This is a genomic window from Pseudolabrys sp. Root1462, from assembly GCF_001426945.1.
Lineage (GTDB): Bacteria > Pseudomonadota > Alphaproteobacteria > Rhizobiales > Xanthobacteraceae > Pseudolabrys.
In genome coordinates, this window is record NZ_LMFS01000001.1 from 1,225,821 (window position 1) to 1,252,453 (window position 26,633).

The following is a 26,633-nucleotide window of genomic DNA, read 5'->3' on the forward strand; positions in this document are numbered from 1 at the left end:
GCGATGGAGCAGACGATGGCACTCGACGAAGCCAAATTGAACGAACTGATGAGCCGATTGGTCGGCGATATTTCGGCCGGCTATGGCGGCGTCATGGTGGCGCTGGGCGACAAGCTCGGCCTCTACAAGGCCATGGCCGGCGCCGGCCCGCTGAGCTCGCAGGAGGTCGCCAGGCGCAGCGGCTGCGCCGAGCGATACGTGCGCGAGTGGCTCAATTCGCAAGCCGCCGGCGGCTACGTCGCCTATCATCCGCGCAGTGCCACCTATGAATTGACGCCCGAGCAGGCCTTCGCACTCGCCGACGAAACCAGCCCGGTCTACATGCCGCCGGCCTGGCAGGTGGTCGCGTCGATGTGGGCCGACGAGCCGAAATCGCGCGAGGCGATCCGCGCCGGCAAGGGCGTCGCCTGGGGCGATCACGACGAGCGGCTGTACTGCGGCGTGGCCTCGTTCTATCGCAACGCCTACCGCGGCAGCCTGCTGCAGCAATGGCTACCCTCCCTCGACGGCGTCGTTGGTAAACTGGAGCGTGGCGCGCGTGTCGCCGATGTCGGCTGCGGCTTCGGCCACTCGACGGTGCTGATGGCGCAGGCTTTCCCGAATTCGCGCTTCTTCGGCTTCGACTATCACGCGGGCTCGGTCGCGGCCGCGACCGAAACGGCGCAAGAGGCCGGTCTGGCCGACCGCGTCAGTTTCGCCCGGGCCGACGCCACGGCCTATCCGGAGCAGGGCTACGATCTCATCTGCTTCTTCGATTGCCTGCACGACATGGGCCGCCCGGTCGAAGCGGCAGCCTATGCCGCCAAGGCTTTGGCGAAGGACGGCGCGGTGATGCTGATCGAACCGCTGGCCGGCGATCGCGTCGAAGACAACCTCAACCCGGTCGGGCGGCTTTACTACTCCGCCTCGACGACGATGTGCTGCGCGCACGCCATCTCGGAGAAGGGCACCCATGTGCTTGGCGCGCAGGCTGGCCGCGGCCGTCTCGCCGACGTCTTCAAGGCGGCCGGCTTCTCGCAGTTCCGCGAGGCGATGCAGACGCCTTTCAACCTGGTGCTGGAGGCGAGGCTCTGACCGCTGAGCTCACGGCATTGAAGCAAGATCGCCCGGGCGCAGGCGCCCGGCGATCTTGCAGTGTCACACCCGGTTTCGACGAATGAGAATCAGTACGTTCCGGTGCCGTCGATCACGGCTTTGAGCTCGACATATTCCTTGCACGTGGTGTTGCCGCACAGCGCGTTGACCTTGGTGAGGAAGTCCTTGGCCTTGAGGCGGTTGCCTTGTTCGGCCTGCCACATGCCGTAATACGACCAGGTGCGAGTATGATTCGGGTCGGCCTTGAGCGCGGCCTCGTACCAGATCTTCGATTGCTCGTAGTGACCCATACGGCGGTTGGCGTAGCCGATGTAATTGGCGACGTCGGCGTTGTCGTCGCGGCCGAGAGCATGCATCGCACTGATGCCTTTCTCGTATTGGCCGGCGAGGATCATATCGCGGGCGTCACGATAGCCTTTGAGGAACCGGGCCTGCGCGATCTGCCGATCCTGTTCTTCGATGGCGCTGCCTTTCTTTTCCTTTTTCTTGTCGTCGGAAGGGGTGTCGGTACCGGCGGCATAAATGGGCTTGAGGCCGACCGCGGTCACGATCAGCGCGGCCGAAGCAATCACGGAGAATTGGCGGAAGAGGTGGGTGAGCGTCATGGTCAAGACCTCATGGGTGAACTGGCGCGGCCGCAAAGATACGACGGATCTGGCGGTCCCGTGAAAAACAATTCGTGAGCAGCTTTATTCCGGGCCGCTTCCAAGGCACGGGGCTGGCTTGGCGCCGGAACAGGGGGGTGAACCTGAACGGCGCATAACAGCGCATCTCAGATCACGTTCAGTGGCAAGGGCTTAAGACCCTGGACATCAACCGGCTTCCGCCGGTTTGCCGCGTAATTTTCGGGTGAAGCGGCCACCCGGCCACAGGACCGAGACATGTTCAAGACCATCAGCGCCGCCGCCATCGCCCTCAGTCTCATTGCCGCCCCGGCCTTCGCCCAAGGCGCCGGCTCCACGACCACCACGACGCCGGTTTCGACCCCCGCCAAGCCGGTCGTGCACAAGGCCCACAAGCACGTCGCGTACAAGCATGTGGCGAAGAAGCATGTTGCCAAGAAGCACGCGGCGACAAAGCACATCGCGCACAAGCACGTCGCGAAGAAGCATCTCGCCAAGAAGCATCTGAAGCTGAAGTCGGCGAAGGCCATCAAGTCCGCCAAGCCGAAAGCCGCGATCTAATTCCGGTTTCGACCAGGCGATCGAAGCGGCGTGGCTCGTCATGAGCCGCGCCGCTTGACTCGTGTCGCGGTTCCAGTGAAAACTTCCAGCCGTGCTGGTTCCCCGGGTCGCACCGGGGACGAAAGAGGGAACACGGCCTTTCGCGCCCGCAGGCGCGACAATCCGTGGCTGCCCCCGCAACTGTAAGCGGCGAGCCCGCGTTCAGATGGCCACTGGGACCTCTCCCTGGAGAACATTCTCCTCGAAGAACCTGGGAAGGCCGGACGCAACAGGCAAGGACCCGCAAGCCAGGAGACCTGCCAGCACAGTCACCCAACCGGTGGACGGGCGGTCCATACGGAGCGGCACTTCGCAGCGGTGACGTCAATGCCGGTGCGATGGTCTGTTGGACATTCAAATTTCAACGACATCGGCAGGTGAACGTCACGGGCGTCGAGTAGTCCAGCGTTCTCATGTCCTTCGCACCGGGTTTGGTCTCACCCGGAGTGTCCGTTCGCTGAACGGACGCCAACGAAGGAATGTGCGTTATGGGGGCTCGTTTTCATCTTTTGGTCGCGACGGCTGCGGCGGCCATCGTCGCGGCGCAAGCCGCGCGGGCGCAATCACGCTCACAATCAGAGCCGATTCAGCTTCCCGAGGTCTCGGTTAGCGCGACAGGCATTGCGACGCCGCTCGATCAGATCGCCAGCTCGGTGACGGTCATCACTGCCGACGACATCGCGCGCACGCAGCGCCGCACACTGCCGGACGTTCTGAACAGCGTGCCCGGGGTCAACGTGGTGCAGACCGGCGGCCCGGGCGGGCAGACCGCGATCTTCATGCGCGGCACCAGCGCGCAGCATGTCAAAGTGCTGCTCGACGGCATCGACATTTCCGACCCGAGCACGCCCAACGGCGCGGTCGATCTTGCCCATATCGTGACCAGCGACATAGACCGTGTCGAAGTGCTGCGGGGTCCGCAGAGCAGCCTGTACGGGGCCAACGCCATCGGCGGCGTTATCTCGATCACGACCAAGCGCGGCAAGGGCCCAGCCAAGGCGACTGCGACGCTCGAAGGCGGTTCGATGGGTACCTTCAATCAGTCAGCCGCGGTCAGCGGCGCGAAGGACCGCATCGACTATGCTTTCAATGTCACGCATCTGCGCTCCACCAATATCAACGTGACGCCCAGCTATGTGCTGCCGACGGGGCAGGCGGCCAATCCGAACTCCTACGATAACATGAGCTATGCGAGCCGGCTCGGCGCGCAGCTCAACGACGACCTGCGCGTTAATCTCACCGGCCGCTACGTCGATGCCAAGCTCCTGTACTCAAACGACGACTTCAGTGTGTTTCCGTCGGCGCCGTTCGCGCAGCGGTCCGATTACCGCAGCAAGTCGTTTTACGGCCGGGCTGAGGCGGTCTGGGCAACATTGAACGACCGTGTCGTCCACACTTTCGGCGTCAACGTCACCGATGCACGCCGTAGTAATCAGGATCCGAACGGCACGCCGCCGCAGACTTATAACGGCACTCGGACCTCGGTCGATTGGCGCGGCAATATCAAGCTGGCGCCGGACCACACCCTGGTTATGGGCGCCGAGCGCTCGGACGAGCGCGCCGATGGCAAGACCATGGGCACGTTCCCGGCGGTACCGCTGGATTTTTCCGGAAAAAACGGCAACACCGCTGGCTACGTCGAATTGCAGTCACGGATTGCGGAGCGCTTTTCGGTTGCGGCCAACGCACGCGTCGATGACGACGATCAGTTCGGCAGTCATTCGACCTGGCGTATCGCGCCCGCCTTCCTGGTGCCGGTGACCGAAACCAAGCTGAAGGCAACCTACGGCACCGCATTCAAGGCGCCGACTTTGTACGAGCTCTATGGCGTCGGCGATTTCGGCTATGTCGGCAACCCGAATCTCAAGCCGGAAACCAGCAAGGGCTACGATGTCGGCTTCGAACAACCATTGTTCGGCGGGCGGCTGCGCTTCGGCGCGACCTACTTCCACAACGACATCACCGACCTGATCAACAATGTGTTCACGCCGGTCAATACCTACGTCAATGTCGGCAAGGCCAAGACCACCGGCGTCGAGACCTTCGTCGAACTCAAGGTCAACGAGCAGTGGCGCTTCCACGCCGACTATACCCGTACCGATGCCACGGACGAGACCACCCATAGCCAGCTTCTGCGGCGGCCCAAGCACAAGGCCGATTTCTCGGTCTACTACCAGCCGACCGAGGCCTTCGGTGTCTCGGCGACTGTGGTTTATGTCGGTCCGTGGGACGATTTCGACCGGCAAGGCCTGCTGACGGCGCCGCAGACGACGCCCGGCTACACCGTGGTCAATCTCGCCGCCAATTACGTCATCAACCCGCAGGTCACCCTGTTCGGCCGCGTCGATAACCTGTTCGACAAGCGCTACGAAGTTCCGGTCGGCTGGCAGGCGCCAGGCGCCAGCGTCTTCGGCGGTGTCAAGGTATCGACCAACTAGAGCGGCAAAACCGCCGGTGGCGCGCGGCGCGGGTGCCGCGCGTCGCTCCCGGCGTTTTGCTAGGCTGCTGCGGTTGATTCCATGGGGGCGAAACCATGACACGACCGTTGCTGCTTGCAGCCGCGCTGGTTGTTGCCATTGCAACTGGTCAGGCGCGCGCCGACGATATTCTCGATGCGATCGATCAGAGCCGCAAAGCCTATCAGGCAGGTGACCTGGCGACTGCCAAGCAGTCGCTCGATCTCGCTTCGCAATTGATCGCGCAGAAGAACGCCGAAAGTTTCGCCACGCTTTTGCCGGAGCCACTGGCGGGCTGGAAAGCCGATAAAGCGCAGACCAACGCCGTCGGCACCGCGGTGTTCGGCGGCGTCTCGGCAGCGAGCCGGACTTACAGCAACGACAAAGGCGATACGGTAGATATTTCGATCAGCGGAGACTCCGCGCTGTTGATGCAGTTCGGCCCGGTTCTAAGTAATCCGGCGATGGCCGGCGCGCTCGGAAAGCTGATCCGTATCGGCGATCAGCGCGCCGTGCAGAACCAGGACGGCGACCTGATGATGGTTGTTGGCAACAAGGTGCTGATCAACGTGCAGGGCTCGGCGGACGCGGCCACCAAAATAGCCTATGCCAAAGCCATCGACGTGGCGAAGCTGGGCAAGCTGTAGCGTCTGCCGTCACGGCAGCGGCGACCACATCACCGGCACGAGCTCGTAACCGCTACCGGCGCGAAGCATGTGACCGCAGGCCGGAAACGGAAAATGATAAGCCGAGACCAGCATGCGGTCGGCGGCGGCGCGATCGAGCATGCGACGCCGTGCTTTCACGGCCATCGGGCCGTCCATGTCAAAGGTCGGTTGCCAGTCGGGGTTCCTGGCGAAGAGATACGGATTGCGCACCGTGTCGCTCATCACCAGCATCGACTGGCGGTCCGAGTGCAGGGCGAAGGCGGTGTGGCCGGGCGTGTGGCCATATGCCGGGATCGACACAATGCCGGGCAGCAGTTCGGCGCCGGGCGTGTAGCGCCGCACCTCTCCGGCAATGTCCTTGAATATGCGGCCGGCGTTGAGGAAATATTTGTGCACCGTACCGGTGGCGCGCGACAGGTTCGCCTCGTTCATCCAGAACGCCCATTCCGGTTCCGGTACCAGGATCTCGGCCTTGGTGAAGACCTTGTCGCCGTCCTTGGTCTTGATCCCATTGATGTGATCGGGATGGAAGTGCGAGATGACGACGACATCGATGTCGTCAGGCTTGATCTCGGCGGCGGCGAGATTGGCGCTCATCAGGCCGGCGGTGTCGGTGATCTGGCCGGCGCTGCCGGTGTCGATGAGCACCAGTTTGGCGCCGGTGTTCACCAGCAGCGCCGTGATGGAAATCGGCAGCACATTGGGTTTGAGGAATGCGCGGGCGAGGGCACCGTTGACCGCGTGTGCGCCGGCGTTCCGCACGAAGCCATTGCCGATCGGCGAGTACCAAATGCCGTCGTACAGCGCAGTCAATTCGAAGGCACCGAGGTTGTAGCGGTAGACACCGGGGCCCTGCGCCCGGGCGAAGGGGGCGGCGGCTCGCGCCGTGGCCGGCATCATGGCGGCGACCGCACCTACAGACGCAGCCGTTGCATGCTTGAGGAATGTGCGACGCGTGGAATGAGGCGTGGTCACCATGGAACACGGTCCGCAGGTCAGTGCGCGCGCCGAAATTCCGCGCCGATTGACAGGTTACAAGCCGCTGTGGTCGAAACCAAGAGCGGGCGTCTCAAAGGGGGATCACGAATGCGATGGCTGGTCTTGCTCGCGGCGATGTTAGTCGCCGGTTGCGCGAGCGATGATGTGGGGCCGAGTCCGGCTGAGTTGAAGGCACGCTGGGACGCGCAGAACGTCTTGCCGCAGAACTACAAGGCCGATCTTGTGGCCTTCATGCGCACCTACCTCAACGATCCGCGCCACGTACGTAATGCATCGGCGACCAAGCCTGTGCTGAAAAGCCTGGGTGACGACGATCGCCAGCGCTACGTCGTTTGCGTGCGCTATCGCGAGCGGAAATCGAATGGAAATTACGGCTCACCGAAAGACGGCTTTGCGACCTTCGTGTCGGGCAGGCTCGATCGTTATGTCGATACCCAGAAGGACGTAGCTCCGCTGTGCAAGGACGCACAGTTCGAAGCATTTCCGGAACTTGAGAAGCTCTAGCGTCCAAAGCCCGCTCATGCGCCATGCGTTTCAGGCGCGGCTTCGGCGAACGACAAATACTCATAACCGCCGGGCATTACAAAGCCCGACGGTCCGTCGTTTCCGGTCGCGGTAGAAAGAGGCCTCGGGCTACGAGGTCACTTTACCTTAAGGTTCTCCGCGGACGTCTTGCCGCGGTTCTCGACGAGTTCAAACTGAACGGTCTGACCTTCATTCAGCGTGCTAAGTCCGGCGCGTTCGACCGCCGAGATGTGTACGAACACATCCTTCCCGCCTTCTTGGGGCTGGATGAAGCCATAGCCCTTCGTCGGATTGAACCACTTTACGGTGCCCTGAGGCATGCTAGATCTCCGAGGTATTACGAAGTAACGCTTCAGTCTGGCACAGTCCACAAGCGGCGAACAAGGTCTTCGATTGCCTGATGGGCGCACCGGTTGAGTTATTTTTGGGCGACGATACGGGGCCGGCAATCGGCCGCGTGGTGCCGGATGAGAGGATTGAACTCCCGACCTTCGGTTTACAAAACCGCTGCTCTACCGCTGAGCTAATCCGGCGCTGTCCGGTGCAGCCGCTCCGATACCGGAATCGTGCTGACAAATCAATTGTGTGGTCGCCCGGTGCGCCTCGTTATGACGCCTTATGGACGGCTATGAGCGCCTTCCAGGCAATCAGCTAAAATTCTCGGCAATGCACCCCGGAAAACCCGCGCTGCGACAATTTTGCGCTCCACTAACCTCGTTGGGGGCGAGAAAAAACCCCCGCAGCGTTGCCGCTGCGGGGTGTCATTGACGCGCTTGAGCCGAAACCCTGAACGCGGGCTCACATTTGAGTAATGTCGCGGTCCTTGGTCTCGGGAAGGAAAATCAGGGCCACGACGAAACTCATCGCCGCGACCGCGATCGGATACCAAAGGCCCGAGTAGATGTTGCCGGTCGCTGCCACGATCGCGAAAACGGTGGCCGGCAGGAAGCCGCCGAACCAGCCATTGCCGATGTGGTAGGGCAGCGACAGGCCGGAGTAGCGGATCCGGGTCGGGAACAACTCAACCAGCCAGGCCGCGATCGGGCCGTAGACCATGGTCACATAGACGACCAGGATCGCGAGCAGCAGGACCGTCATCGGATAGTTGATGTCGTTCGGGTCGGCGGAAGCCGGGTAGCCGTGCGCCTTCACCGCCGCGGTGATTGCCGCCGGCAGATTCGGCGTCTCGGCCGTGAGCTCGGTGTCGCCGATCTTCACGCTGGCGCGGGTGCCAGCCGGGGCCGCCACGTTGCCGTAGTTCACCGACAGGTTGACCAGCGTCGACTTGATCACGTCGCAGGCCGTGGTGAAGGTCTCGGTTCCCGTCGCCTTGAACTGGAACGAGCACTGCTTGGGATCCGCGGTCACGGTGACCGGGGACGCCGCCAGCGCCGCTTCCAGTTTCGGGTTGGCGAAGTGGGTGATGCCCTGGAACAGCGGGAAGTAGGTGATGACCGCGAGCGCGAAGCCCGCGAGCATGATCGGCTTGCGGCCGATCTTGTCCGACAGCCAGCCGAACAGGATGAAGCACGGCGTGCCGATCGCAAGCGCGACCACGATCATGATCTGCGCAGTGACCGCCGGAACCTTGATGGTCTGAGTCAGGAAGAACAGCGAATAGAACTGTCCGCCGTACCAAACGACCGCTTCACCAGCCGTGGCGCCGAGCAGCGCGAGGATCGCGATCTTGGCGTTCGACCACTGGCCAAAGGCTTCCGATAGCGGGCGCTTCGACGCCTTGCCTTCCGCCTTCATCTTCTGGAACAGCGGCGACTCGTTGAGCGAGAGCCGGATCCAGATCGACACGATGAGGAGGATGGCCGACAGCAGGAACGGCAGGCGCCAGCCCCAGTCGCCGAAAGCCTGTTCGCCCATCGCGGTGCGGATGCCCAGGATCAACAGCAGCGCCATGAACAGGCCGAGCGTGGCTGTGGTCTGGATCCACGAGGTGTAATAGCCGCGCTTGCCCGGCGGTGCATGCTCGGCGACGTAGATCGCCGCGCCGCCGTACTCGCCGCCGAGCGCCAGGCCCTGCACCAGACGGAACGCGATCAGCAGGATTGGGGCCATGATGCCCAAGGTGGCGTAGCCGGGCAACAAGCCGATGAAGAAGGTGCCGACGCCCATCAGCGTCATGGTGACGAGGAAGGTGTATTTGCGGCCGATCATGTCGCCGAGGCGACCGAAGATCAGGGCGCCGAACGGGCGCACGGCGAAGCCGGCGGCGAAGGCGAGCAGGGCGAAGATGAAGCCGACGTTCGGCGGGACATTGGCGAAGAAGTACTTTGCCAGGAACACGCCGAGCGTGCCGTAAATGTAGAAATCGTACCACTCGAACACGGTGCCGAGGGACGATGCGAAAATGACCTTCCGTTCTTCGGCAGTCATTCCGCGCGAAGTAAAGCCTGTTGCGGTCGTCGTTGTCATAGGCGTTTCCCCAATTGACGCGAGCAGCGTCGGTTATCGGGGCGCCTTGTTCGTTGATTCTGTTATGCCGCCCCAAGGCATCGATACGCCCGCGTCCGGAACCGCGTCTTTGCCTCTCAGGTCGTACGCCAAAAGGCTAGATATGTTCATCTAAAGCATTGAAATAAATATATTATACCAACATTACGGTATCGTAATCTTCCATGAAATTTACGGGAAATTTATGCGCAATATGGCTCGCCTTTCCTGTCAGAGGGTGAGCGCGAGCCTTTCGAGAAGGTCGATGAGCCAAGCGGCGGCCTGAAGGACCGAGAGCCGCTGGGCCAGCTTGCTCCTGCGGAAGGTCTCGTTGAGCAGTTTTAGCGCTCGCTTGTAGCCAGGGTGCGCACGCGCGCCGTCGCCGAGACTGTTCAGCCTGGCAATTAGCTCTTCACGACGGGTCTCAGTCTCGTCGTAACGCTGCCGGAAGCCGCCGCGCATGGCAGTCACAGTTCCGTTTGTCGATGAGTTCCGGTTCGGCATCGAGTTAACTTTAACCGCAAAGCCGAAGCGTAACTACCGCTTTATCCCGTTGCGCAATCGCATATCGCAATCGTGATGATCGCAGTCATCCACGACTCGGTGCAATTAATGTTACCCCGCGATAGCGCGCGGCATCGTAAAGCGTTCGTATAAAATGCGCCGAGAAACATTGATCGATTGGATCATTCGTGATGCGCGCATTATTGGCCCTTGCCGCCGCGGCTGCCTTCGGAATCGCGGGCAACAACGCCGACGCGTCCGAATGGCGGAGCCATCACGTTGCCTATTATCCGTCGAACGCAGCGCGCCCGCCGCAGGTCATCGTTTACGATATCGAACCTGAACCCGGCATTCGCGCCTATTGGAGGCGGCCGTGGCAGGGCCGTCACTATTATCCGTTCACCGGCAAGAAGCCGAAGGTCGGACGGCTCGAGAATCTCAACGCCAAATATCCCGCGCCGAAGCCGGCGCCGAGCTATTACCGGGAATGGTCGACGCTGTCGCTTTATCCGCCCCGCGTAACACTGCCCCCTGCCGATGTCGCACCGCCTTACGCGCCCCTCATGCCGTCGAAGTAACGCCCATGTCTCTGTTGCAGCCGCTGTCGCACAAAATCGCCGTGCTTGTTCTTGCCGCCGCTGCTCTGGCAAGCGGTGACGCCCGTGCGCAATATTACAGTTCGGCTCCTCCGGGCCAGCCGCCGCTTTATCCTGACGTGCAGCAGCAACGGGGGGCCCAGCCCTTTGCCATCGAAGTGGCGCCGGGAACATATGTCATTCAGCGTCCTGATGAAGCACCGACGCATCGGCAGCGTATGCATCGCGCGGCGCCCGCAGCCAAGCCGCTGCGTACCCGCAACGATCCGCGCCTAATCGAGGAACTGCATCAGCGCACCGCGGGGAGAACGTCCGCGGTGAACACCACGAAGGTCGTGCGCCACAAACCCAAGGTGGTTGAGACCACCCGCTATGTCGATGATCCGCCGCGGGTCGTCGAGCGCTACACAGTGGTCGACGACGCCAAGGGCGAGAAGAAAGTGGTGGCTGAAGCGGCGCCGAGCGAGAAGAAACGCAAGGGCGGCGAGAGCGAAAAGCGCGTCATCCAGGCTGATGCTGAGATTACCATTCTCGGTCCCGATCGCATGACCATTCAGCTCTATCGCAAAGGCGAGCGCGGCAAGGCGAGCGCGCGCCTTTACTGACAGACTCAAGAGATAGTGGGCGGCGGCGGCGGGCTGGGGGGCCCGCCGTTTGCTTTTCAGGCCTGTCGGCCAATGCGGCTGGCGACGTACAGCGACAGCACGGCGGCGTTCGAGACGTTGAGACTCTTGATCTCGCCTGGCAAGTCGATGCGCGCGACGTGATCGCAGATTTCGCGCGTCAGTTGGCGCAGGCCTTTGCCTTCGGCGCCGAGCACCAGCGCAAGCGGCTGGCTCAATATCAGCTCTGACAGGTCGGCATCGCCGCTGGAATCGAGGCCGACGACCAGGAAGCCGCGCTCCTTCAGCGTGGTCAGCCCGCGCCCCAGATTCTGCACGGTGATCAGCGGCACATATTCGAGGGCGCCGGAGGCGGCTTTCGCCAGGGCGGCCGTGGCATCCGGCGAGTGACGCTGTGTGGTGACGATGGCGGTGGCGGCGAAGGCCGCGGCCGAGCGGAAGATGGCGCCGACATTGTGCGGGTCGGTGATCTGGTCGAGCACCAGTATGGTGCCGCGCGCGGGGACGTCCTCGAGCGCAGGCGAGGGCAGGGGATCCGCCTCGAGGTAAAGGCCCTGATGAACGGCATCCGGCAACAGCCGGTCGTCGATTGCCGAGGGCCGCACGATTTCCGGCGCCAGCGTGCCGGCGATGCCTTCGTCGGCCAGGCGTCGGGCGGCATTATCGGTCGCAAGGAACTTCCGCAACTTGCGAGCCGGGTTGCGCAACGCCGCAGTGACCGGATGCCAGCCATAGAGGATGACGGGCTCGTCGCCCTCGGGAGCGGCCCGCAGATCCTCGCGGCGGGCACGGGTAAAGCGTTCCCGACGATCGACCTGCTCATGGGTGGCGCCGGGCTTCCGGCCGCCTTTATTCTGAGATGAATTCATGGGGCTGAGCTTTAGAGGATCGGGGCGGGGGCGAACAGCGTCCCGTAGCAACTTTCCTTGAAGCCTCCATTGACTTCCCGGCGGCCCCTGCCCATAACCCCAGCCATTCATCACCGCCCGGTGCGAAACCCCGTTTCGCTATGGGGATCAATGGACTAGGCGGGCGGCGCGACAGGTGCCGGGGCGCAAGCCTGATGAACGCGAGCTTGGGGGAGAGTGTCCCGAGCGGCAAAGGGGGCGGACTGTAAATCCGCTGGCTATGCCTTCGTAGGTTCGAGTCCTACCTCTCCCACCACCCCGTCATAAGACGCTGATTTTACGTACAAAGTCGCCCGCTCGGGCGCGGGCGAAGCGTACTGACTGGCGGTCAGGGCGATCCGCGTACTTGCACCCGCCCCACATGGTGCCAAAGCCTTCGAATGCTCTTGGCCCTCGCCGAGGCGTGTTTAGCCGTGTTGGGCAACGTCGCGGACCTTCCCGATATCGAGCAATCGCATGACGGCGCGTTCGTAATAGGGCTCGGTGGCGCCGATGCGGATCTTGCGCAGGAAGTACTTTTCGAAGGCGATCTTCGCCACATGAACCCAGCGGCCGCTCGATGACCAGTTCACGTTGCGTGGCGGGTTCTGCGGCATGGCGACGAAGGCGACTCCCGAGTCGCCGAAATCGGCGAGGCAGATGGCGTTCCAGGTCGCCTCATTTGTCGGCTGCTCGTTGCGCAGCAACTGGCCGATATTGAGCGCCGTCGCCGTCACCATCGACTCGATCATGAAGCCGGTCTTCGGCACACCAACCGGCACCGGCGTTTGCTCCAGCGGCGGAATGGCGATGCAGACGCCAACGCCGAACACGTTCGGATATCTCGGATTGCGCTGGTGCTTGTCGACGATGACGAAGCCGCGCGGGTTCGACAGGCCTTCGATGTTGCGCAGCGCCGCGATGCCGCGGAACGCGGGCAGCATCATCGAGAACTTGAAGGGCAGTTCGTGTGCCTTCTTCGGCTTGCCGTCGTCGTCCACTTCGGTGACGAAGGCCTTGTCCGGTTCGACCTTGTCCACCTTGGCGTTGGTCACCCACTTGATGTGACGTTGGCGCATGGCGGATTCGAGCAGACCTTTGGTGTCGCCGATGCCGCCGACGCCGAGATGGCCGATGTAAGGTTCGGCAGTGACAAAGGTCATCGGCACCTTGTCGCGGATGCGGCGCTGCCGCAGATCCGCGTCCATGATCATGGCGAATTCATAGGCTGGGCCGTAGCACGACGCGCCTTGCACGGCGCCGACGACGATAGGGCCGGGGTCCTTGCAGAAGGCCTCCCAGCGACCGTTGGCGGTCACCGCGTGATCGACATCGCAGATGGACTGGGTGTTGCCATTGGGTCCGAGACCCTCGATTTCGTCGAAGGCGAGTTCGGGACCGGTGGCGATGACGAGATAATCGTAAGCCAGCGAAGTGCCATCACCGAGTTCGACGCGATTCTCTTGCGGATGCACTCGGCTGGCGCCGGCGCCGTTGAAGGCGACGCCGTGGCGCGGCAGTACCTCGTTGAGGTCGATTGTGATGTCGTTCTTCTTGCGCCAGTTGACGGCAACCCAAGGATTGGACGGGGTGAACTGGAAGAACGGCTTGTTCGACACCAGGGTGACGCGGTCTTCCGCGCGAATGGCGGCCTTGAGCTCGTAAGCACAAGAGACGCCCCCAATTCCACCACCCAAAACGACGATATGAGCCATGATTTCCTCCGGGTTGAGACGATGCCGGCCCGTTGGTCGGGCTCTTCGGTGCGTATTTAGCTTCGCTTATGAAGACATGGCGCTGGGCGTCACGCCTTGATCTTGATCAGTCCGGCGGCCGGAGAGCGGCGACCTGGATTATCGGTCGGAAGACGGCGCCGCGCAGCTGAATGCCGCGCCAGGCTTCAGTCCGAGCTTGCGGAAGACGGACGCGGCCGGGCAGAAGCCGGTGAAAGCCGCCTGCAGCATGTTCAGCCCGACGAAAGCCGTCAGGAGCAACCAGTAGGCGCTGACGAAATGTGCCAGCGCGAGGCTGAGCAGAATCATAGTGCCGGCGATGGCGAAGACCGCGCGATCGACGTTCATTGATATCTCTCCTTCGGACCAACCACACCCACCGCAAAACCTGTGCCTGAAGAGTTTCGCCGGCGCGCGCGAAGAAAGCTCGTGCCAGAATGGTCGCCGGCATTGACGATATATACGAACATTCGTATATTCGCAATATAGAATATAAGGCTCTGCAAATGTCGCTTCGAACGGACAAAATGGTGGCTGCCGCGGACGAGGCGGGGGCACTCCTCAAGGCGTTGTCGCACCCCTATCGGCTGATCATCGTGTGCCAGTTGATCGACAAGGCGCGCTCGGTCGGCGAACTCGCTGATCTGCTGAAGATCCGCGACTCCACGGTATCGCAGCACCTGGCGCTTCTGCGCAAAGACGGGCTCGTGGACGCCCGCCGCGACGGTCAGACCGTCTGGTATTCGATCGGCAGCGAACCCGCCCGGCAGGTCATCGGAACTCTTTACGGAATCTACTGCGCCCCCCGCACCAACAGTCGACCGAAAAAGCCGGCTTCCCGCAAGGCAAAGCGGTAGCGCTTGCGCAAGGTCAATGCTGCCGATGCGCTGGCGCGCTATCGGAACGACAATTCCAGCACGAGGACATGCGGGTCATGTACGGCAAGACGTTGATCGCGGTTGCGATGATGCTGGCGGCGCAGGAGGCCTATGCCGCCGACACTTACACGGTCGCACCGCGTGTCGTGGCCGATGAGAAGGCTGTCTTTGCCACGGTAGAGACCGCGAACGTCACCTTGGCGCGCGCCCGCATCGGCGGAACGGTGGCGCAACTCTCGGTGAAGGAGGGCGATCACGTCGAACAAGGCCAGCTCGTTGCCACCGTCGGCGACGAGAAGCTTGCCTTGCAGATGCACTCGCTCGATGCCCAGATCCAGGGCCTCGAGGCGCAGGTGGCGCAGGCCAAGTCGGATCTGGATCGCGCCGAAGGTTTGTTCACCAGCGGCACGATTCCGAAAACGCGGCTCGACGAGGCGCGCACCGCCTTCAACGTCGCCTCCAACGCGCAGCGTTCGCGGGTCGCCGAACGCTCGGTGATCGAGCAGCAGCTCAGCGAAGGCAAAGTATTCGCGCCGGCCGCAGGCCGCGTCCTCAAGGTGCCGGTGACGGCCGGCGCGGTGATCATGGCCGGCGAAACGGTCGCCAGCATCGCCGAACAGAATTTCGTGCTTCGGCTGCGTGTGCCGGAGCGACACGCTCGATTCCTCAAGAATGGCGACACGGTGCGGATCGACGGTGAGGGACTGGGCAGCGATGGCGCTCGGTTCGGCACGATTGCGCTCATCTATCCGCTGATCGAGGACGGCCGCGTCGTGGCCGACGCCCGCGTGGCCGGTCTCGGCGACTATTTTGTAGGCGAGCGCATCCGCGTCTGGGTATCCGGTGGCGACCGCGAAAGCTACATCGTCCCGGGGTCCTTCATCATCACCCGTTTCGGCATCGATTACGCCCGCGTTCAACGCGAAAGCGGGCAAGCCGTTGACGTCCCGGTACAGCGCGGGCGCGAACAGCCGCGGCCGGATATGAAGGACGCCTTGGAAATCCTGTCGGGTCTGAAACCCGGCGACGTTCTGGTGCGCCCGTGAATCTGGGACTGTCGGGACGTCTGACCCAGGCGACGATCCGCTCGCCGCTTACGCCGCTGTTCCTGCTGGCGGCCCTCGCTGTCGGCATCGTTGCGCTGTTGACCATTCCGCGCGAGGAAGAGCCGCAGATCAGCGTGCCGATGGTCGACATCATGATCAACGCTGACGGCCTCAAGGCGCCGGATGCCGTCGAGCTCGTCACCAAGCCGCTGGAATCGATCGTCAAGGGCATCGACGGCGTCGAGCACGTCTATAGCCAGACCGTCGACGACCGGGTCATGGTCACGGCACGATTTCTCGTCGGCACCAAGTCGGATGACGCCATCGTGCGTGTCCATGAGAAGATTCGCGCCAACATCGAACGAATTCCGGTAGGCATCGCCGAGCCGGTGATCGTCGGCCGTGGCATCAACGACGTCGCCGTCGTTGTCCTTACGCTGTCGCCGAAGGCGGAGGCTGCGTCGCGTTACACCGACAAAGACTTGTTCGCGCTGGCGCGTCAGTTGCAATTCGAGTTGATGAAGACCGACAATGTCGGTCTCACGTACATTTCTGGCGGCAACGCGCAGCAGATCCGAGTCGAGCCAGATCCCGAAAAACTGTCGCTCTACGGCGTCACGTTGCAGCAGCTCGTTGCCAAGGTCCGCGACGCCAACCGGTCGTTTCAGGCCGGCGCCGTGCGCGACGCCGGCGCGATGCGCACCGTCAGCGCCGGGCAAACCTTATCCGGCGTTCCCGACATCGGCCTGTTGCTGTTGACGACCCGCGACGGCCGTCCGGTCTACGTTCGCGACGTGGCTACCGTGGTGATTGGGCCGAGCCCCAAGGAGCATCGCGTCTGGATGGACATGCCGGAAAAGGGCGGGCAATGGTCGCGAGTCCCGGCGGTGAGCGTCGCTTTCGCCAAGCGGGCCGGGGCCAATGCGGTGGTCGTTGCCGAAGATCTGCTCGGCCGGCTACAGGACGTGAAGCAGCGGCTGGTGCCCGACGACGTTTTAGTCACGCTGACGCGCGACTATGGCGAGACCGCGAGCGAGAAGGCCAACGAACTGCTGTTTCATCTCGGCCTCGCCACGGTATCGATCGTAATACTGATCGCGTTCGCTATCGGCTGGCGCGAGGCGCTAGTGACGTTGGTTGTCATCCCGACCACGATCCTGCTGACGATGTTTGCCGCCAAGATCATGGGCTACACAATCAACCGTGTCAGCCTGTTCGCGCTCATCTTTTCAATCGGCATTCTCGTCGACGACGCCATCGTCGTGATCGAGAATATCGCGCGGCACTGGGCGATGCGCGACGGGCGCAGCCGAATGCAGGCGGCCATCGAGGCGGTCGCCGAAGTCGGCAATCCGACCGTGGTGGCGACGCTCACCGTGATCGCCGCGCTCCTGCCGATGCTGTTCGTCTCCGGACTAATGGGGCCTTACATGGCGCCGATCCCGGCCAACGCCTCGGCGGCGATGCTGTTCTCGTTCTTCGTCGCCATGGTGGTCGCGCCCTGGCTCATGGTGCGCCTGCAGCCGGAAGGATCGGCACTGCATGTCCACGGGGGCGCACATGGGGAGGGCGCTCTCGGCAGGTTCTATCGCCGGATTGCGACGCCCATCGTGCGAAGCCGGCGTTCGGCGTGGACGTTCCTCATTGCCGTCGGCATCGCGACTTTGGCCGTCTGCCTGCTGTTCGTGACCAAAACCGTGACGGTCAAGCTGTTGCCCTTTGATAATAAATCGGAGATTGCCGTCGTCCTCGACCTCAAGGAAGGCTCGACTCTCGAGGATACCGAACGCACCTTGTTCGCCGTCGCTGACGTGGTTCACTCGCTGCCGGAAGTCCGCTCGGTTGAGACCTATGCCGGCACCCCGGCCCCGTTCAATTTCAACGGGTTGGTGCGTCATTATTACATTCGCGAGCAACCTGAGCTCGGCGAACTGCATCTCAACCTCGCTTCGCGGAGCGATCGCAGCCGTGCCAGCCATGACATTGCGCTCGACCTGCGCGAACGCCTCAAGGCCGTCGTTCTGCCGCCGGGCGCGGTGCTGCGCGTGGTCGAGGTGCCGCCCGGACCGCCGGTGCTCGCCACCTTGCTGGCGGAGGTCTATGGGCCGGATTCGGACACGCGTCGCACGACCGTGAATGAACTCAAGAAGATCTTCGCCTCGGTGCCGTATATCGTCGATATCGACGACTCGATTGGCGAGCCGCAGCCCCGACTCCGCATCTCAATCGACCAGGATCGGCTGGAGTATTTCGGCGTCGAGCAGCGCGATGTTTACGACACTATTGCCGCCCTGTTTGGCGGTGCCTCGGTCGGCTATTCGCACCGCGGCGAGGGCCGCGATCCGATCGAGATCGTCGTTCGGTTACCGAAAAGCCGGCTGTCGTGGAACGACACGCTCGCTTCGACGCCGGTCGCCGCCAATACCGTGCCGGGCAACAAGACCGTGGTCGAACTCGGGGACGTGGTCCACGTGACGAAAGAGGCCGGCTCTCCAACGATCTTCCGTCGCGACGGCCGCTTCGCCGATATGGTGATGGCTGAATTGGCAGGCGCCTATGAAGCGCCAATCTACGGCATTCTGGACGTGAACAAACTCGTGGAAGCGCATAATTGGGGCGCGCTCGGCAAGCCGGAGATTCGCTTTCACGGCCAACCCGAGAACGAGGGCAAGACCGCGCTGCTGTGGGACGGCGAGTGGGAAATCACTTACGTGACCTTCCGTGACATGGGCGCCGCCTTCATGGTCGCCATCCTCGGCATCTATATTCTTGTCGTCGCGCAGTTTGGCAGCTTCAAGCTGCCGCTGGTCATCCTGACGCCTATCCCGTTGACGCTTATCGGCATCGTACTCGGGCACGCGATGTTCCGCGCGCCGTTCACGGCGACCTCGATGATCGGGTTCATCGCACTCGCCGGCATCATCGTCCGCAATTCGATCCTCCTGGTGGATTTCATCCATCACGGCGCCGGGCAGGGTAAGACCTTGCGTGAAGTGCTGGTCGAGGCCGGCGCGGTGCGCTTCAAGCCGATCCTGCTGACGGCGCTCGCTGCCATGATTGGCGCCGCGACCATCCTGCTGGACCCGATCTTCCAAGGGCTGGCGATCTCGCTGCTGTTCGGCCTGGCGTCCTCGACGCTGCTGACCGTGCTTGTAATCCCGGCAATCTACGTCGTATTGCGGGACCCGGACCGAGCGACCTGATCAGGCGCGTGCACGTCCCGAGCGGCTTGCCGGAGTTACGCCGTGGCTCGCTCGCCGACCGCCGCGATCATGATCATCTCGACCTTCAGGGAAGGGCTTGCCAGCGCGGCGCTGAAGCAGGCCCGCGAGGGCGGCGCGATGCCGCTCACCCAGTCATCCCAGACTTCGTTCATTTCGGCATAGCCGACCATGTCCGCGAGGACGACGGCGACGAACAGCAACTTGCTCTTGTCGCTGCCGATCTCGGCCAGACGGCCGTCGGCTTTTGCCAGCAACTGCCGCGTCTGTTCGGCGACGCTGAGCGCGCCGTCATAGGGCGTCTGCGGCGTCACGGCAAAATAGCCGGTTCCGTTGTGGGCCACGGCGATGCTGGCGCGCTTGCCAATGCCGAAGCGCTCGATCAGCGCGTCGGCGCCGGACGGAAGCATGGACGTCATTGTCGGCAACTTTCTTAAGCAGGGAGAGGGAGCGTCATCCCGCGATCGGCACGACGGCGTCGGGCAGCCAGCTCAGATGGCACTCGTCGCCTTCCTTGATGATCACGATGTCGGCGCCGAGCACGCGGCAGCGCAGTGTCCGCTTCTCGGTGTGGCCCATCAGCAGGGCGTTGTCGCCATAATTGACGATCGTATCGACCTTGATACGCACGTTCTTCCGCCCTTCGAGCGGTTGGCGCGACAGCTTGATGTGCTCGGGGCGGATGAGCAGGGTCACCGCCTGGCCGTTCTTGAGCGCGGCGTCCGGCTTGTAGTCGCACTGACCGAGTTCTGCGGCGTCAGCTTTGCCGGCAGCAGCATCGGTGACGGTCGCTTCGACCAGGTTGCTTTCGCCGACGAAGCCGGCGACGAATTTGGTCTGCGGCCGGTGATAGATGTCCAGCGGCGTTGCCGCCTGTTCGATGCGGCCCTTGTCGAAGACGACGATGCGGTCCGACATCGACATCGCCTCGGACTGGTCGTGCGTGACGAATACCGTGGTGACGCCGAGCGCGCGCTGGATGCGCTTGATCTCGATCTGCATCTGTTCGCGCAGGTTCTTGTCGAGCGCGCCGAGCGGCTCGTCGAGCAGGAGCAGCGACGGCTCAAACACAAGCGCGCGCGCGAGGGCCACGCGCTGCTGCTGACCGCCCGACATTTCCTTCGGATAGCGGTCGCCAAGATCCTTGAGGCCGACAAGATCGAGCATCTCGGCCGCCTTGCGCAGGCCTTGCGCCTTGGCCTGGCCACGCATCTGCAGTGGGAAATAGACATTCTCCCGAGCTGTCTTGTGCGGAAACAGGCCGTAGTTCTGGAACACGATGCCGATATTGCGCTCGTGCGGGGCCATTGCCGAGATCGAGCGCCCGTCAATCATGACGTCGCCCGTCGTCGCTTTCTCGAAGCCGGCGACGATCATCAGCGTCGTCGTCTTGCCAGAGCCGCTGGGGCCGAGGAAGGTGACGAACTCGCCCTTCTCGGCGGTGAGGTCGATCTTCGACAGCGCCGTGACGGTGCCGTAGATCTTCGAGACGTCGGTGAGCCGCAGATAGCTGGTCATGATTGATTTTCGGCAGTTGAGAGGGCCTGGGCGGCCGGGGCCGGAGTCACGCGGCTGCGCAGCGATTTCAGAAGCGGCGGCAGCACGATGCCGGCGAGCACGAGAGCGAACAGCAGCGTCGAAACCACGGCGATGACCGGGTCGGCCTCCTGACGGATACTGTCGAACATCTTTCGCGGCAGCGTCTCGGCATTGCGGCCCGAGATGAAGATCGCCACCACCGTTTCGTCGAACGACTGGATGAAGGCGAACAGCGCGCTGATGATGAGGCCGGGTTTGAGGATCGGCAGCGTGACGTGGATGAAGGTGCGGACCGGGCTGGCGCCAAGGCTCTGCGCCGCCCGCTCAAGGGTGCGGTCGAAGCCCTTGAGGTTAGCCGACAGGACCAGGAAGGCGATCGGCACCGACAGGCAAGTGTGCGCCAGGATGACGCCGAGATGGGTCTGCACCAGGCCGAACATGCCGAGATAAGAGTAGTAGCCGACGGCCATGACGATGTGTGGCACCGCCAGCGGCATCAGCAGCATCACGTCGGCGAAGCTCTTGCCGGCGAAGCGGTGGCGCACCAAAGCGAATGTCGCCGGCACCACCAGGATCATGGTCAGCACCGTGGTGCCGGCGGCGATGATGATGCTGTTCCAGGTCGGTCTCAGCCAGCGCATGTCAGTGAAGTATGCGTGGTAGTAACCGAACCAGTAGCCCGGCGGTGGGAATTGCAGCGACCGTGCGTTGGAGAACGACATCGGCACGACGATGACGAGCGGCGCCACGACGAAAACGACCGCTATAATGCCGAGGGTGATCAGCAACCGGTTCATCGTCAGCCCCACAATTTGTCGAGGCCGAAGCGGCGGTGATAGATCGTCAGGATCACCAGGGTGATCAGCAGCAGGATGATCGCCATGGCCGAGCCGCGGCCGAAGGCGAGGAATTCCTCGATCTCGGTACCGATCAGACCGGCTATCATTTGCTCACGCGGTGAGCCGAGCAGCACCGGCGTCACGTAGAAGCCGAGGCAGATGACGAAGACCAGAACAGAGCCGTTGGCGATGCCGGGGGCGGTTAGCGGCAAGTAGACGTGACGAAACAGGGCCGCGCCGCGCGCGCCCAGGCTCTGCGCCGAGCGGATCAGCACCGGGTCGATCTTTCGCATCACCGAGTAGATGTTCATGATCATGTACGGCGCCAGGATATGGACCATCGCCAGCGTCGAAGAGAAACGTGTGAACAGGAGATGCGGCGGTTGCTCAATGCCGATCGCTTTGAGGAACCCGATGATCGGCCCACTGTCGCCGAGCAGCACCATCCAGGCATAGGTGCGCACCAGGAAGCTGGTCCAGAAGCTCATGGTGACCAGCGTCAGGATCAGCATCGCCGTGCGCGGCGAACTGCGGGTCATCAGGAAGGCGAGGGGGTAACCGACCAGAAGGCAAACGGCGGTGACCAGGGCGGCGGTCGCAAACGTATTGACGAAGACGCGCTGGTACAAAGCGCCGGTGAGCACGCGCTCGTAGTTGGCGAGCGTCAGGCGTGGTTCGGTGAAGCTCATGAATACGACGTTCGCGAGCGGCACCAGAAAGAACACGGCCAGATAGATGGCGAGCGGCGTCAGCAGCAGCCAGGGCCAGAGGTTCGGTCTTTCCGCGAGCTTGGCGATTGTCGCCTGCATTATTGCTCCGTTATCCCTTGATCTAAGCGGTCCGGACGCTATTGGCGTCCGGACCGTGCTTTGCATTGAGGCGTCAGGCCGCCAGCCATTCCTCGAAGCGGCGTGAGATGTCGGCGGGATCGGCGCCGAGTTTGGCGATGTCCTGATCGAAGATCTGAGGCCGGTTCTCTTTCGACGTCGGCATGCGCGAGGCCTTGTCCGCCGGGATGAACTCGTTGGCGGCCGGGTTCATCGGACCGTAGGATGCCTGCGTGACGAAGCCGGCCAGCGGCTTCGGCGAGGTCGCAAACTCGATGAACTTGCGCGCGGCGGCGGCGTTGGGCGTGCCCTTGGCGACGACCCAATAGGCGACATCGGTCTCGCCTTGGTTCCAGGTCATGCCGAGCGGCGCGCCGGTGTCCTGCGCGGTGAAATACTGGCTGTGCCAGATGCCGATCATGTTGACCTCGCCGTCGCGCAGGATCTGCGCCGACTGATTGCCGGCAGTCCACCACACGCGCACATGCGGCTTGATCTTGTCGAGCGATTTGAAGGCTCGGTCGACGTCGAGGGGATAGAGCTTGTTCATCGGCACGCCGTCCGCGAGCAAGGCCAGCGGCAATACGCGCACCGGGTAGCGCTGAAGAGAGCGCGGCCCGGGAAACTTGGCGACGTCCCAGAAATCCTTCCAGTCCTTCGGCCCGCCGTTCGGGTACTTGTCCTTGCGATAGCCGATGATCGTTGCGAAGGCATGCGAGGCGACGCCGTTCTCGAACACCGCACCTTTATAGGGCTCGGTCGTCCACGGCTCGATGAGCTTGACGTCGTTGGCGCGGATCAACTCCCCGCCACCGAGTGTGGTGATGTCGAATTCGTAGGTTCCGGTTTTGACCTGCGCTGCGAGTTTCGCAAACGATACCGGCGAAACGGTACGGATTTCGATGCCCGTCTCCTTTGTAAACGGGTCAAACAGGTTGGCCCGCGCGGCGACTTCCCAGGGCCCGCCCCAGGTGTTGATGTAAAGGGCCTTGGCTTGCGCACGCGCGATATGCGGCGCGAAGACGGCGGCGCCGAGCGCGGCGCCGGACGCCTTGATGAAACTACGGCGATTGGGCGCAATCAGGCCTTTAGATCCCGGCCGGTAGATTGTCATTTCCTACTCCCCTCGTGGTGTTACGCGAAAGTCGCTTCATAGAGACGTAGCCAGTTGCCGTGCGTGATCTTGGCGACCTCTTCCGGCGAGAAGCCAACGCTGCGGAGGCCGTCAGGAATGATCTTGATGTCTTCGACTTTGGGGAACCACTCCGGCGGCGGCTGCTTGCCTGGCTTTGAGGCCGAGCCGGCGCCGTAATCGACGCCGCGCGTCCAGCGGCCCTGCCGCATCCACGCATAGTCCGGCGCAGTGAAGTTATGGCTGCGGTCGGTGCCAATGGCGACGGAATCGATGCCGGCGATCTCGACGGTCTTGGCAACCATCGTGCACCAGTTTTCGATGGTCTTGCAGTAGAAGTCACCAGTGATGTTGCGGTAAGTGGCGCAACCGATCACGCCCTTGGTCTCGCGCAGCGCCTTGAGCACGTCGGTCGACTTATTTCGCTTGTGCTCGAACACCGCTTGCGCGTTCGCGTGCGTCACCGCGATGGGCTTTGACGACGCTTCGATGGCGTCGAGCGTTGTGCGGTCGCCGACATGGCTGCAATCGACCAGAATGCCGGCCTTGTTCATCTCGCGCACGACTTCCTTGCCGAAGCGGGCGAGTCCAGAGTCCTCGGTCTCGTAGCAACTGCCGCCGAGTTCGTTCTGGTTGTTGTAGGTAAGCTGCACGACGCGCACGCCGAGTTCGGCGAACAGTTCGACGAAGCGGATGCGTCCTTCGAACAAGTTGGAGTTCTGGAAGCCGAGGATTACCGCGACCTTGCCGGCTTCGCCGATGCGCTTGACGTCCGCCGACGTGAGGGCGATTTCCGCGACATCGGCGTTTTCCCGAACCAGGTCGCGCCACCGGCCGAGCGAGTCGAGCGATTCAACGGTGCCTTCCCAGAAGCCACAGGTAACGACGACGCCGCCGACTTTGCCGGCCTGCAGCGCCTGAATGGCCGCCCGGTCGAAATGTCCACACTGCAAACCGTCAATGATCATGGGCCGACGCTTTCTTTCTTGGACTCTGAATTGAGAGGCGCGATGAGGAAGCTCAGATCGGTCTCGTCGTCGCTGTCCTTGCGGCCGATGATCGAGCCGTCGTCATTGACGATGACCGGACCGGCGTGGCGTCGCGACACGACGCTATCGGGCGCAAGCGCCGTCTGGGCGATAGCGTAGATGCGCCACCACAAGTCGGCGTCGATGGCGACGCCGTTTTGGAGGAGGTCCCACAACAAGGGTTCGTCCTGATCGATCTTGCCCGTCGATGCGGCTGCCGTGGCAGTCAAAGTCGGCTGTCCGTTGTCGCTGAAGGCGACCCGAAGGCCACTGCGAGCCGCAAGATCGGCGGCGACGCGCAGCTCAGCCGCATCTGCGGCATTCGTTACAGTTATGGTGGCGCGGCCGTGACGGGCCGCCAGTTCGCCAAGCAGGTCGATGACGGTTGGAATGATGAACCAGGCAGGCTGGCCTGCCGCATCGAGGGTCAGCGTGTCGCCCGCCTCGGCGGCGATCGACACGCGCGATGGATCGGCTTTCTTGAGCTCTGCCCAGCGCTTCTCGAGCAGAGCGAATCCGCCAAGGCCGAGCCTCTGCGAATACATCACCACGTCCTGCACCATCAGGAAGAAGCCTTTGGGCTGGCCGGACAGCGAAAAAACGCGCTCGGTCATCATGCGCATTTCGCGCGGCATGATGCGCAAGGTCAGGTCGGTCGGCGCGCAGTTCATGAATGAGGCTCCGGAGGATAGGCCCAGACGCCTTCCTTGCCGGCGCGGATCTCGTCCGGCGTCGGCGCGCCGTGATAGAGCACGCCGCGCAAGTTGCGGCGGAGGAAGTCGCGGGTCTTGTCGACGCCGTGCAGGCCGGCATTCATCAGCCGTACCAGGTCGATCGGCGTGAAACTCTCGGCGTTAATGTTGGCGATCGGCGTGTGATAGGCCATGGCGCGAAGCGCTTGAATGCGTGCCACCAGATAGCGGTGCGCGGGGTGACGCATCAGGAAGCGGGCGACCGACAGCGTCGCGTCGGGCTCGGCGGTGAGGTCGGCGAGCAGGCCTTGAACGCCGCCGCAGATGTCGAAGCCGAGGTCGAGCGCTTCGGGCGCCTCGATACGGGCGCCGCGGCGCGGTTCTTCCGCCGTCTCGGATTTGTACCAGACGTATTTGTACGCATCGGGAGCCGACATATCGATGTCGAGCGCCCATTGATACTGTGCCTTGATGAGCGCGATCAGCTCGGCCACGCTTTGCGATGGCTGGACGGTCACTTCGTCGGCGCCGGTTACCGTGGTGGCCAACGCGTCTGCGGTTTCCGGCACCAGTTCGATCAGTAACGAGTTGAAGGTTTCAAGCGCCTCGGGTTTGACCTGCGTCTCGAGACGCCGCGCGATGGCGTGAAGGGGATAGCTCTCCTGCCGGCCGGCGACCAGTCCGGTGTCGCGCAGTTCGACGAGAGCGGAGGCAATCATCTCGAGATCGTCGGCGATATCGGCGCTGTTGGTGATGGTCTCATAGACGACGCGGTCTTCACGGCGAAAATCGATGGCGCGGCGGACCAGGCCGAGCAGTGTTTCGGCGCGCGCATCACCTTTTCGGACGGGCAGAGCGGCCGCCTTCGCGATTGCTTCCTCGCGCGCCGCCAGCCAGCTGCCGATCAGGCGCGGATGGCGGTGAATGAAGAAGATGAGGCCAAGCGCCGAGCCATTGCCGACGCCGAGGAATCGGCGCAGTGCTGGATCGAGCGGCACCGCTTTATCCGATTTCAATTTGGCAAGGTGCTCGACAAGATCGCACGAATATTCGCGCATCAGATAGGCGGCGACCATCTGCGCCTGCAATACACCTCCGAGCGCATGGTCGGTGCCGAGCGACGGAAACGAACGCGTACCGAAGGTACCGTTGCCGTCGAGGCCGGTATTGCGCATCAGGTAACAGACCTGCGCCAGCATCTCCACCGACGGCTGCTCCCCCGCGGCGAGCGCGTCGAGCGTCTGATCGAAGATGCGCATCGAGCGGTTGGCGCGCGCCCAGACCAATGACTTAGGCGTAGCACGGCCGCGATACAGCTTGGGCAGTTCGCGCCGCGCCAGTTCGACGTCGGCATCGCTGGCCGGCCCTTCATTGAGCGTGCCCATCATGTCCCAGGCGCGGCCGATGATACGGCCGGTGCGCGCGGTGCGGCTCGGGGGAAACGAGAAGGCGATAAACGAGAATTGCTGCGTCGGCGTCTTGATCGAATAAATCACGGTGCCATTGGCATTGGCATCGACGTCGAAGCGTTCCTGACGGATGTCCCAACGCTCCCGCAGCATGCGGTTCATCAGTGAACGCGTGATGCTCATGCGGCTCGGCTGCAGGGCTGCGAGCCGCTCCGGACGCATCAATTCAGTGGCGGGGCGGGGGCGGGGGGCTGCCTTCGGCGTGCTG

Annotated in this window: 26 protein-coding genes, 2 tRNA genes, 1 pseudogene and 1 riboswitch; of the genes and pseudogenes, 11 read left to right on the forward strand and 18 right to left on the reverse strand. The window is 62.9% G+C overall.

Annotated elements, in window-relative coordinates; translation table 11 throughout:
- Positions 1–3: 3 nt before the first annotated feature.
- The gene (locus tag ASD45_RS05875; protein ID WP_056910633.1) at positions 4–1,074 is read left to right on the forward strand and encodes a class I SAM-dependent methyltransferase; all 1,071 of its coding nucleotides are present in this window, start codon (positions 4–6) and stop codon (positions 1,072–1,074) included.
- 89 nt (positions 1,075–1,163) lie between these two features.
- Here the strand turns inward: ASD45_RS05875 and ASD45_RS05880 are convergent, their stop codons facing one another.
- The gene (locus ASD45_RS05880; RefSeq protein WP_082540931.1) at positions 1,164–1,700 is read right to left on the reverse strand and encodes a tetratricopeptide repeat protein; all 537 of its coding nucleotides are present in this window, start codon (positions 1,698–1,700) and stop codon (positions 1,164–1,166) included.
- Positions 1,701–1,976: 276 nt separating this feature from the next.
- On the opposite strand from ASD45_RS05880, the gene ASD45_RS05885 reads away from it, so the two are divergent.
- The 3 genes from ASD45_RS05885 (at position 1,977) to ASD45_RS05895 (ending at position 5,421) form a co-directional block, all read left to right on the forward strand.
- The gene (locus ASD45_RS05885; protein WP_056910635.1) at positions 1,977–2,279 is read left to right on the forward strand and encodes a hypothetical protein; all 303 of its coding nucleotides are present in this window, start codon (positions 1,977–1,979) and stop codon (positions 2,277–2,279) included.
- A 78-nt stretch (positions 2,280–2,357) separates the two neighbouring features.
- Positions 2,358–2,598, forward strand: a riboswitch (cobalamin riboswitch).
- A gap of 208 nt (positions 2,599–2,806) precedes the next feature.
- Positions 2,807–4,756 (forward strand): TonB-dependent receptor, encoded by a 1,950-nt coding sequence (locus ASD45_RS05890; protein ID WP_162249387.1) that lies wholly within the window; start codon positions 2,807–2,809, stop codon positions 4,754–4,756.
- 95 nt (positions 4,757–4,851) lie between these two features.
- Positions 4,852–5,421, forward strand: a complete 570-nt coding sequence (locus ASD45_RS05895) for a hypothetical protein (RefSeq protein WP_156380731.1) — start codon at positions 4,852–4,854, stop codon at positions 5,419–5,421.
- Positions 5,422–5,430: 9 nt separating this feature from the next.
- Here the strand turns inward: ASD45_RS05895 and ASD45_RS05900 are convergent, their stop codons facing one another.
- Positions 5,431–6,420 (reverse strand): MBL fold metallo-hydrolase, encoded by a 990-nt coding sequence (locus ASD45_RS05900; RefSeq protein ID WP_082540678.1) that lies wholly within the window; start codon positions 6,418–6,420, stop codon positions 5,431–5,433.
- A 108-nt stretch (positions 6,421–6,528) separates the two neighbouring features.
- On the opposite strand from ASD45_RS05900, the gene ASD45_RS05905 reads away from it, so the two are divergent.
- Positions 6,529–6,945, forward strand: coding sequence for a hypothetical protein (locus tag ASD45_RS05905; RefSeq protein WP_056910639.1), 417 nt, complete (start codon positions 6,529–6,531; stop codon positions 6,943–6,945).
- A gap of 137 nt (positions 6,946–7,082) precedes the next feature.
- On the opposite strand, the gene ASD45_RS05910 is transcribed toward ASD45_RS05905, so the two are convergent.
- The 4 genes from ASD45_RS05910 to ASD45_RS05925 all read right to left on the reverse strand — a co-directional run bounded on the left by ASD45_RS05910 (position 7,083) and on the right by ASD45_RS05925 (position 9,873).
- Complete coding sequence (locus ASD45_RS05910) at positions 7,083–7,286, reverse strand: cold-shock protein (protein ID WP_056910640.1); 204 nt, start codon at positions 7,284–7,286, stop codon at positions 7,083–7,085.
- A 138-nt stretch (positions 7,287–7,424) separates the two neighbouring features.
- A tRNA-Thr gene (locus tag ASD45_RS05915) sits at positions 7,425–7,499 on the reverse strand.
- A gap of 265 nt (positions 7,500–7,764) precedes the next feature.
- On the reverse strand, positions 7,765–9,354 hold the full coding sequence (locus ASD45_RS05920; RefSeq protein ID WP_056910641.1) for an MFS transporter: 1,590 nt from the start codon (positions 9,352–9,354) through the stop codon (positions 7,765–7,767).
- 288 nt (positions 9,355–9,642) lie between these two features.
- The gene (locus ASD45_RS05925; protein ID WP_056910642.1) at positions 9,643–9,873 is read right to left on the reverse strand and encodes a hypothetical protein; all 231 of its coding nucleotides are present in this window, start codon (positions 9,871–9,873) and stop codon (positions 9,643–9,645) included.
- 233 nt (positions 9,874–10,106) lie between these two features.
- Between ASD45_RS05925 and ASD45_RS05930 the strand changes: the two genes are divergently transcribed.
- Entirely contained in the window at positions 10,107–10,493 is a 387-nt protein-coding gene (locus tag ASD45_RS05930; RefSeq protein WP_056910643.1) for a hypothetical protein, read from the forward strand.
- Between the two features lie 14 nt (positions 10,494–10,507).
- The gene (locus ASD45_RS05935; RefSeq protein ID WP_156380732.1) at positions 10,508–11,116 is read left to right on the forward strand and encodes a hypothetical protein; all 609 of its coding nucleotides are present in this window, start codon (positions 10,508–10,510) and stop codon (positions 11,114–11,116) included.
- A 56-nt stretch (positions 11,117–11,172) separates the two neighbouring features.
- Here the strand turns inward: ASD45_RS05935 and rlmB are convergent, their stop codons facing one another.
- Positions 11,173–12,003 (reverse strand): 23S rRNA (guanosine(2251)-2'-O)-methyltransferase RlmB, encoded by an 831-nt coding sequence (gene rlmB, locus ASD45_RS05940; protein ID WP_056910645.1) that lies wholly within the window; start codon positions 12,001–12,003, stop codon positions 11,173–11,175.
- Between the two features lie 210 nt (positions 12,004–12,213).
- Here rlmB and ASD45_RS05945 point away from each other — a divergent pair.
- Positions 12,214–12,298 (forward strand) — tRNA-Tyr (locus ASD45_RS05945).
- Positions 12,299–12,449: 151 nt separating this feature from the next.
- Here the strand turns inward: ASD45_RS05945 and ASD45_RS05950 are convergent.
- Both ASD45_RS05950 and ASD45_RS05955 read right to left on the reverse strand, forming a co-directional pair.
- Positions 12,450–13,736, reverse strand: a complete 1,287-nt coding sequence (locus ASD45_RS05950) for an FAD-dependent oxidoreductase (protein WP_056910646.1) — start codon at positions 13,734–13,736, stop codon at positions 12,450–12,452.
- 138 nt (positions 13,737–13,874) lie between these two features.
- Positions 13,875–14,102, reverse strand: a complete 228-nt coding sequence (locus ASD45_RS05955; RefSeq protein ID WP_056910647.1) for a DUF2892 domain-containing protein — start codon at positions 14,100–14,102, stop codon at positions 13,875–13,877.
- A gap of 158 nt (positions 14,103–14,260) precedes the next feature.
- Here ASD45_RS05955 and ASD45_RS05960 point away from each other — a divergent pair, with 158 nt between their 5' ends.
- From ASD45_RS05960 to ASD45_RS05970, 3 genes are all read left to right on the forward strand, one after another.
- The gene (locus ASD45_RS05960; RefSeq protein WP_056912614.1) at positions 14,261–14,611 is read left to right on the forward strand and encodes a metalloregulator ArsR/SmtB family transcription factor; all 351 of its coding nucleotides are present in this window, start codon (positions 14,261–14,263) and stop codon (positions 14,609–14,611) included.
- 68 nt (positions 14,612–14,679) lie between these two features.
- Positions 14,680–15,678, forward strand: a complete 999-nt coding sequence (locus tag ASD45_RS05965; RefSeq protein ID WP_056910648.1) for an efflux RND transporter periplasmic adaptor subunit — start codon at positions 14,680–14,682, stop codon at positions 15,676–15,678.
- Complete coding sequence (locus tag ASD45_RS05970; protein WP_056910649.1) at positions 15,675–18,881, forward strand: efflux RND transporter permease subunit; 3,207 nt, start codon at positions 15,675–15,677, stop codon at positions 18,879–18,881. Before ASD45_RS05965 ends, ASD45_RS05970 begins: the two co-directional genes overlap by 4 nt.
- Before the next feature lie 35 nt (positions 18,882–18,916).
- Here the strand turns inward: ASD45_RS05970 and ASD45_RS05975 are convergent, their stop codons facing one another.
- The 9 genes and pseudogenes from ASD45_RS05975 to ASD45_RS06010 all read right to left on the reverse strand — a co-directional run bounded on the left by ASD45_RS05975 (position 18,917) and on the right by ASD45_RS06010 (position 26,548).
- Positions 18,917–19,318, reverse strand: coding sequence for a RidA family protein (locus ASD45_RS05975; protein WP_244485219.1), 402 nt, complete (start codon positions 19,316–19,318; stop codon positions 18,917–18,919).
- Between the two features lie 34 nt (positions 19,319–19,352).
- Positions 19,353–20,417, reverse strand: a complete 1,065-nt coding sequence (locus ASD45_RS05980) for an ABC transporter ATP-binding protein (RefSeq protein ID WP_082540680.1) — start codon at positions 20,415–20,417, stop codon at positions 19,353–19,355.
- Positions 20,414–21,235 (reverse strand): ABC transporter permease, encoded by an 822-nt coding sequence (locus tag ASD45_RS05985; RefSeq protein ID WP_056910652.1) that lies wholly within the window; start codon positions 21,233–21,235, stop codon positions 20,414–20,416. Before ASD45_RS05985 ends, ASD45_RS05980 begins: the two co-directional genes overlap by 4 nt.
- 2 nt (positions 21,236–21,237) lie before the next feature.
- The gene (locus ASD45_RS05990) at positions 21,238–22,086 is read right to left on the reverse strand and encodes an ABC transporter permease (RefSeq protein ID WP_056910653.1); all 849 of its coding nucleotides are present in this window, start codon (positions 22,084–22,086) and stop codon (positions 21,238–21,240) included.
- Between the two features lie 73 nt (positions 22,087–22,159).
- Entirely contained in the window at positions 22,160–23,113 is a 954-nt protein-coding gene (locus ASD45_RS05995) for an ABC transporter substrate-binding protein (protein ID WP_348271238.1), read from the reverse strand.
- A pseudogene (locus tag ASD45_RS24205) lies at positions 23,112–23,165 on the reverse strand (hypothetical protein); the annotation flags it as partial. The gene ASD45_RS05995 and the pseudogene ASD45_RS24205, both read right to left, overlap by 2 nt.
- A gap of 73 nt (positions 23,166–23,238) precedes the next feature.
- Complete coding sequence (locus ASD45_RS06000; RefSeq protein WP_056910655.1) at positions 23,239–24,204, reverse strand: membrane dipeptidase; 966 nt, start codon at positions 24,202–24,204, stop codon at positions 23,239–23,241.
- Positions 24,201–24,935, reverse strand: a complete 735-nt coding sequence (locus tag ASD45_RS06005) for a hypothetical protein (RefSeq protein ID WP_056910656.1) — start codon at positions 24,933–24,935, stop codon at positions 24,201–24,203. The genes ASD45_RS06000 and ASD45_RS06005 overlap by 4 nt, the downstream gene beginning before the upstream one ends.
- Positions 24,932–26,548, reverse strand: a complete 1,617-nt coding sequence (locus ASD45_RS06010) for a hypothetical protein (protein WP_244485220.1) — start codon at positions 26,546–26,548, stop codon at positions 24,932–24,934. The genes ASD45_RS06005 and ASD45_RS06010 overlap by 4 nt, the downstream gene beginning before the upstream one ends.
- Positions 26,549–26,633 lie beyond the last annotated feature (85 nt).

What these genes read in the sequence shown, in the direction of transcription:
- ASD45_RS05875 (WP_056910633.1), top strand. Translation starts at nt 4, where the DNA reads ATGGAGCAGACGATGGCACTCGACGAAGCCAAATTGAACGAACTGATG.
- ASD45_RS05880 (WP_082540931.1), bottom strand. Translation starts at nt 1,700, where the DNA reads ATGACGCTCACCCACCTCTTCCGCCAATTCTCCGTGATTGCTTCGGCC.
- ASD45_RS05885 (WP_056910635.1), top strand. Translation starts at nt 1,977, where the DNA reads ATGTTCAAGACCATCAGCGCCGCCGCCATCGCCCTCAGTCTCATTGCC.
- ASD45_RS05890 (WP_162249387.1), top strand. Translation starts at nt 2,807, where the DNA reads ATGGGGGCTCGTTTTCATCTTTTGGTCGCGACGGCTGCGGCGGCCATC.
- ASD45_RS05895 (WP_156380731.1), top strand. Translation starts at nt 4,852, where the DNA reads ATGACACGACCGTTGCTGCTTGCAGCCGCGCTGGTTGTTGCCATTGCA.
- ASD45_RS05900 (WP_082540678.1), bottom strand. Translation starts at nt 6,420, where the DNA reads ATGGTGACCACGCCTCATTCCACGCGTCGCACATTCCTCAAGCATGCA.
- ASD45_RS05905 (WP_056910639.1), top strand. Translation starts at nt 6,529, where the DNA reads ATGCGATGGCTGGTCTTGCTCGCGGCGATGTTAGTCGCCGGTTGCGCG.
- ASD45_RS05910 (WP_056910640.1), bottom strand. Translation starts at nt 7,286, where the DNA reads ATGCCTCAGGGCACCGTAAAGTGGTTCAATCCGACGAAGGGCTATGGC.
- ASD45_RS05920 (WP_056910641.1), bottom strand. Translation starts at nt 9,354, where the DNA reads ATGACTGCCGAAGAACGGAAGGTCATTTTCGCATCGTCCCTCGGCACC.
- ASD45_RS05925 (WP_056910642.1), bottom strand. Translation starts at nt 9,873, where the DNA reads ATGCGCGGCGGCTTCCGGCAGCGTTACGACGAGACTGAGACCCGTCGT.
- ASD45_RS05930 (WP_056910643.1), top strand. Translation starts at nt 10,107, where the DNA reads ATGCGCGCATTATTGGCCCTTGCCGCCGCGGCTGCCTTCGGAATCGCG.
- rlmB (WP_056910645.1), bottom strand. Translation starts at nt 12,003, where the DNA reads ATGAATTCATCTCAGAATAAAGGCGGCCGGAAGCCCGGCGCCACCCAT.
- ASD45_RS05950 (WP_056910646.1), bottom strand. Translation starts at nt 13,736, where the DNA reads ATGGCTCATATCGTCGTTTTGGGTGGTGGAATTGGGGGCGTCTCTTGT.
- ASD45_RS05955 (WP_056910647.1), bottom strand. Translation starts at nt 14,102, where the DNA reads ATGAACGTCGATCGCGCGGTCTTCGCCATCGCCGGCACTATGATTCTG.
- ASD45_RS05960 (WP_056912614.1), top strand. Translation starts at nt 14,261, where the DNA reads ATGTCGCTTCGAACGGACAAAATGGTGGCTGCCGCGGACGAGGCGGGG.
- ASD45_RS05965 (WP_056910648.1), top strand. Translation starts at nt 14,680, where the DNA reads ATGCGGGTCATGTACGGCAAGACGTTGATCGCGGTTGCGATGATGCTG.
- ASD45_RS05975 (WP_244485219.1), bottom strand. Translation starts at nt 19,318, where the DNA reads ATGACGTCCATGCTTCCGTCCGGCGCCGACGCGCTGATCGAGCGCTTC.
- ASD45_RS05980 (WP_082540680.1), bottom strand. Translation starts at nt 20,417, where the DNA reads ATGACCAGCTATCTGCGGCTCACCGACGTCTCGAAGATCTACGGCACC.
- ASD45_RS05985 (WP_056910652.1), bottom strand. Translation starts at nt 21,235, where the DNA reads ATGAACCGGTTGCTGATCACCCTCGGCATTATAGCGGTCGTTTTCGTC.
- ASD45_RS05990 (WP_056910653.1), bottom strand. Translation starts at nt 22,086, where the DNA reads ATGCAGGCGACAATCGCCAAGCTCGCGGAAAGACCGAACCTCTGGCCC.
- ASD45_RS06000 (WP_056910655.1), bottom strand. Translation starts at nt 24,204, where the DNA reads ATGATCATTGACGGTTTGCAGTGTGGACATTTCGACCGGGCGGCCATT.
- ASD45_RS06005 (WP_056910656.1), bottom strand. Translation starts at nt 24,935, where the DNA reads ATGAACTGCGCGCCGACCGACCTGACCTTGCGCATCATGCCGCGCGAA.
- ASD45_RS06010 (WP_244485220.1), bottom strand. Translation starts at nt 26,548, where the DNA reads ATGAGCATCACGCGTTCACTGATGAACCGCATGCTGCGGGAGCGTTGG.